Source organism: Streptomyces sp. NPDC007856, from assembly GCF_042868225.1.
Taxonomy (GTDB): domain Bacteria; phylum Actinomycetota; class Actinomycetes; order Streptomycetales; family Streptomycetaceae; genus Streptomyces.
This window is the reverse complement of record NZ_JBIAEC010000074.1, coordinates 1-5,251: the sequence shown is the minus strand read 5'-3', so window position 1 is coordinate 5,251 and position 5,251 is coordinate 1. Positions and strand designations below refer to the sequence as shown.

The window sequence follows — 5,251 nt, the reverse complement described above, 5'->3', positions numbered from 1 at the left end:
GGTCGTGTTCGGGTGGGCGGCCGATGTCCAGGTCCTTGCCTCTGCGCTCGGCCCGCCAGGCGGTGAGCGTGGGGCCGATCAACTCCCAGCGGGCACGGGCGCAAGCGACATATCACCGTGGACACCCTCGGCCTGCCCGTGATGATCACGGTGACCCCCGCCGACATCCAGGCCCGCGACGCGGCCCGCGACGTGTTCTGGCGCCTCCGCCTCATTCAGCCGCAGATCACCCAGGTCTGGGCCGATGCGGCTACGCCGGCGACCTCGTGGACTGGGCCCGCGACCGCCTCTGGCTCACCCTGCGCATCGTCTCGCGGCCCAAGGGCACCAAAGGCTTCGTCGTCCTGCCCCGTCGCTGGAAAGTCGAACGGACGATCGGCTGGTGCATGAACGCCCGCCGCAACGCTCGCGACTACGAACGGCTTCCCCAGCACTCCGAAGCGCACCTGAACTGGGCACTCATCACCATGATGACCCGGCGCCTGACCGCAAAGACCCGCGTACGAGTCAGTGGGCGCGGAAGACGCCGGCCATCGGTTGGCGATGGTCCCACTCGGCGCTGGCCTCCGGTTACATGTTCGACCTCGTGGACACAGAAGACGAGGCTCGCCGGACCGCCAACCACTCCCGCGCAGGTGCCGGAGTCCCGACAACCGGTCAGCCAGCCGTCGAGGAGAAGGAGCGGAAAACTCCTTCCGGATCCTCGTGCGCGCTCGACGAGAAGTCCTCGAAGTCCATGTTGGCCAGTTCCAGGTTGGCATGGATCGTGTGGACACCGCTCGGCACCGTGCGGAATTCACGTCCGAACTCGACCATGGCCTCGTATTCCTCGTCGTCGTCAAAGTCCTCCCGGGTCATGGTGGTGACCGCAAGAAGGGGGTGGTGGTCGGCACGCATCGTCGTGCTGTCGGCGACGAACACCACACTGAGCTGGTCCCACACCTCCTCGTGGGCCGATATCGCCGCCAGGATCGCGTCTGTGTCCGCGCCGTCCAGCTCCGGCGCGTCGACCACGTCATAGGACTCCGCAGGGTCGCCGTCGTAGTGGGAGGACCTCTCCAGCTCCGCCGTCATCTCCCGCCACGCAGCCTCGTCCGCAAAGTCGGTCCTGATGATCAGGGCTGAGAACTCGTTGCGCTCTGACACTCCGGACAATGCCACCATCATCACCACTCCTCGAAGAACTCTGTACTCCTGATCCGGACCAGAAGATAGCGAACGGCACTGACATCGCCTCCGGCAGACACAATCGTCCGGGGGGACAGGAAAGCCGTGAGGGAAGGTGACACAGCGACGCATGATGCCGTCGAGTGTAGGTACCTCGTCTTCCCGCATCCGCTCCAGCTGGCGAGAACTGCCTTGATGGGCACAAATGGCAGCTCTGAAGGGCAAACCATCACTGCCTGTTCGACCAGCTCAGCGAGGTGTTCGCCCGAGCACCCGACAACCATCCGCTTGCCCTCGAACTTCGCGTCCACCGCATGAATCGGCGACGAATCCGGGACACCGCATACCACTCCGTGCTGTCCGAGACCACGGCCCAGCACAGGTCACATAGCTCGGGCCAGCCTCGTCCTCGCCGCCGTTGTCCGTCCGGCAGCCCTCCCGCCCATCGCTCCAGGCTGGCCGCCGCGTCTCGGCTCTCCGAAGTTGAAAAACACCTAATGAGATTCCACGCGTGATGTCGCAGACGGCGTCCGCCTGAACTGCGCCGACGGTCGGCCACCGCACGACGTCGCGCAAAGATCATCAGTAGTCTGGATGGGCGAGACAGGAGATCCCTTCAGCGTGGCCAGCGCCACCGCGATACGCGCCGCCGGTGACGATCCGGCACCGAAGCCGAGGCGACGGACGTTTTCCGCGGAGTACGAGCTGCGGATCGTTGCCGAGTACGACGCCGCCCGGCCGGGGAGAAGGGCGCCATCCTGCGGCGTGAGCGGCTGTACCACTCGCACGATATCGAGTGGCATCAGGCCCGGGAGGCCGGTGTGCTGGATGGCCTGACCGACCGGCGGACCTCGGCGGTGCGGCTGAAGGGCGGCCGAGCAGGCCGAGCTGGAGCGGCTGCGTAAGAAGGTCTCCCGGCTGGAGAAGGACCTGGCCCGCCGGGACGCGGCCCTGGAAGTCATGGGAAAAGGCAGCGCGCTCTTGGAACTGCTCTCCGAGAGCGTGTACTGAAGCACACCGCCGCGCCGGTGGTCGATGAGGCGTTCGCGGGCGTGCAGGGGCAGTTGGGGACCGCGGCGGCCTGCCGGCTGACCGGACGCCCGCGCCACCCACTACCGCTGCCTCAGCCCGAAGTCGAAGCCCGCCCCGTCCCCGAGGCCCGCGCCGCCTCGGCTCTCTCACCGGCCGAGCGGGCAGAGACCCTGGCGCTGCTGAACCGGCCGGAGTACGTCGATCTGCCGCCGCCCGCCCCGGTCTGGGCGCGTGAGCTGGACGTGGGGAACTACTGGTGCTCGGAGCGGACGATGTACCGGATCTTGTCCGCCGCCGGGCAGAACGGCGAATGCCGCCGCCAGGCCGCCCACCCGCCCGGGACGATCCCCGAACTCGTCGCGACCGGGCCCTCGCAGGTATTCACCTGGGACATCACCCGCTGCCCGGCCCGGCCAAGGGCGTCTGGCACCACGCCTACGTCATCATCGACATCCTCAGCCGAGATCCAGGCCCGTGGCGAACTGAGCGTCCAGCACGTCGCCACCCGCCTCGGCGTCCGCCAGGGCGCCGTCTACTACTGGATCGCGCGGCCGACTGGACGCCGCGCGCGCCGACGACGGACGCCTGAGTATCCCCTGGACCAGCGACAACGAGGCAATCTGCCTCCAACTCGCCGCACGAACCGTGAAATCGCACATCAAAACCACAGCACTCACAGCAGGAGGGGCAGTATGAAGCCACCAAACTTCCGTGGTGACCGGACCGCTCAGGCCGCGCCGAAGCAGGTGCTGGAGCCCAACTTCGAGGCCGGCTTCCTTCCGGTCTCCTACGGGTGGTTCCGGCCCAAGAGGCGGGCACAGGATGCGATCGCCGAGATCCAGCGGTTCGGCACCAAGGGCTACCGATGGGTGCTGGACGCTGACATCGAGGCGGCCTTCGACAACGTCTCGCGCTGCGCCATCATGGACGCGGTGCGGGCACGGGTGAAGGACAAGCGTGTCCTGGCGCTGGTGAAGGCGTTCTTGAAGTCGGGCCTTCTCACGGAGGACGGCCGACACAGAGACACCTGTACCGGCACCCCGCAAGGAGGGGTCCTATCCCCGCTGATCTTCAACATCGCGCTGTCGACGCTCGATGAGCATCTGCACCGCGACTGGAAGCCCGGCGGCCGGATGGACGGCCAGTATCCGCGCAGGAAGCGCAGTCGGCACGGCCTGCCAAACTGGCGAATAGTCCGCTACGCGGACGATTTCTCGATCTTGGTGCACGGCTCTGCCGATGACGCCCGCGCGCTCCAGGACGAAGTGACCTCCGTGCTTGAATCCCTGGGACTACGGCTGGCACCAGCCAAGGCCGGATCGTGGCAGATGGAGGAGGTGTTCGACTTTCTCGGCTTCCGCATCCAGTGGAAGCGTAAGCGGGGAACGGCAAGTGGTACATCTACGCGTTCCTCGCCGCGCGGCCGGCCCGCCCGGTGAAGGCGAAGATACGTGCCTTGACCCGCAGGACGTCACAGGCCAACCCAGGGGACGTGCTGATCCGGCTCAACCAGGTCGTGCACGGCTGGACCAACTACTTCCGGCACGCAGTCGCGAAGCACACGTTCCGGATGCTGGGGATCTTCCTCTGGCATCGAGTGATCATGTGACTGAAGACACTGCACCGCTGGTCGTGGAAGGACATCCGCAAGTGGCTCCTCGGCCCCAACGGGTCCTGGCTGCCGATTGCGGTGGACGGAGTGGAACTGATCAACCCGGCGCGGACACCCGCGATCACGCGGTACCGCCATCGGGGCGACACAATCCCCCTGGACGATCGCCTGACGAACAGCCCACGACGGGAACTGTGGAGAGCCCGGTACTCGGGAACGGGTACGCCGGGTTCGGCGAGCGGCCTGGAGAAACGGGCCGGTGGCAATACCGGCACCGCGCTCCAGGCCGACTCAACCGCCGTCTCCAGGGGCGGTGCCGGTGTGCACGGTGGAGGCGTCCTGGGTGAACACCACGTGTCTGACATGGTGGCTGGAGTTTTCGATTCCCCAGTGCCCCGGACGTATCCGGCCAGGCCGGCGGGGCCGGCCTGGTGGGTGTCGAGGCTCGTGACGGCGTAGACCGTCTCCCGGGTCTGCCGCTTGCCGCTCTCCTGGCGGCGCGTGGTGGATGCGCAAGGCGAGCCGTGCTTCGGGGAAGGCGGTCCCGCCCAGGTTCGCCGCGATGGCCATGGCCATGGCCTTGACCGAGCGGGACTCCCGCCGCCCGTGCCCGCTCCCGGAGACCGCGTGCGCCACGGGCACCTGCGCCCATGGCAGGGCTTGACCTGAGCCGACGCGGCCGGCTGGTTCCCCTTGAGCACCGCGATGCAGTTGGCTCTCTTCTCCCGCACCAGCCAGGCCACCTGGTCCTTGACGCTGTGCCGGGCATCGAAGGTGACCATGATGCCGGCGAGATCGAGTGGTTCCAGCAGGGGTCGGAAGTCGGCTGTCTCGTTGGCCTTGGCTCCCACTTCCCGCTGGGCCAGGGTGACGGTGGGGGCGTGGGTGACGGCGGACAGCAGGTGTCGGTAGGCGGAGCCGGCCAGTGCCTTGCCCGTCCACCGCGATCGCGAGCCGCTGGGGCGAGCCGGTGCCGCGGGTATCGGTGTGCTCGTGTTGGCCAGGTAGGCGCCGATCGCGCCGTCCAGGGCATCACTGTCCAGGGCGGCCAGGAGCCGGGTGAAGGTGGCCTGGGACGGGGCCCGTCGGCGTCCGAGCAGGTGGCGGCGGATGTCGAGCTGTTCCAGCACCGTGGTGGTTGCACGCTTGCCCCACTCGGTGATCTCGGTGACGGCCTGGGCGCCGGAGACGACCGCGCACGCACAGATCAGCAGCAGGCCGCCCAGGGGATACCACCACCCGCGACGCGAGCGCGGGTCGGGTACGCGCCGGAGGTAGGCACACAGGCGATGTGCGTCGTGCCCCTTGGACGGGCTCCAGTCTCACCAGGACGGCAGGCATCACGGGGGGTGCCTCTATGAAGCTTCTATGTCCCGTCAACCCCCAATTCGGCCGCGGCGGCGTTGTTGAGATGACGGTAGAGGCGTCGGGCGAGGTAGC

3 protein-coding genes and 2 pseudogenes are annotated in these 5,251 nt (G+C 67.6%); 3 read left to right on the top strand and 2 right to left on the bottom strand.

Annotated features, from left to right (window positions below):
* Nucleotides 1–93: 93 nt before the first annotated feature.
* Nucleotides 94–488 (top strand): annotated as a pseudogene (locus ACFYOH_RS44325) (transposase); the annotation flags it as partial.
* Nucleotides 489–657: 169 nt separating this feature from the next.
* On the opposite strand, the gene ACFYOH_RS44320 reads toward ACFYOH_RS44325, so the two are convergent.
* The gene (locus ACFYOH_RS44320; RefSeq protein ID WP_388637930.1) at nucleotides 658–1,167 is read right to left on the bottom strand and encodes a DUF6924 domain-containing protein; all 510 of its coding nucleotides are present in this window, start codon (nucleotides 1,165–1,167) and stop codon (nucleotides 658–660) included.
* 1,028 nt (nucleotides 1,168–2,195) lie between these two features.
* Between ACFYOH_RS44320 and ACFYOH_RS44315 the strand changes: the two genes are divergently transcribed.
* On the top strand, nucleotides 2,196–3,638 hold the full coding sequence (locus tag ACFYOH_RS44315) for a reverse transcriptase domain-containing protein (RefSeq protein ID WP_388637927.1): 1,443 nt from the start codon (nucleotides 2,196–2,198) through the stop codon (nucleotides 3,636–3,638).
* Nucleotides 3,639–3,655: 17 nt separating this feature from the next.
* Complete coding sequence (locus ACFYOH_RS44310) at nucleotides 3,656–3,808, top strand: group II intron maturase-specific domain-containing protein (protein ID WP_388637924.1); 153 nt, start codon at nucleotides 3,656–3,658, stop codon at nucleotides 3,806–3,808.
* 722 nt (nucleotides 3,809–4,530) lie between these two features.
* Here ACFYOH_RS44310 and ACFYOH_RS44305 read toward each other — a convergent pair.
* A pseudogene (locus tag ACFYOH_RS44305) lies at nucleotides 4,531–5,037 on the bottom strand (transposase family protein); the annotation flags it as partial.
* Between the last annotated feature and the right edge of the window lie 214 nt (nucleotides 5,038–5,251).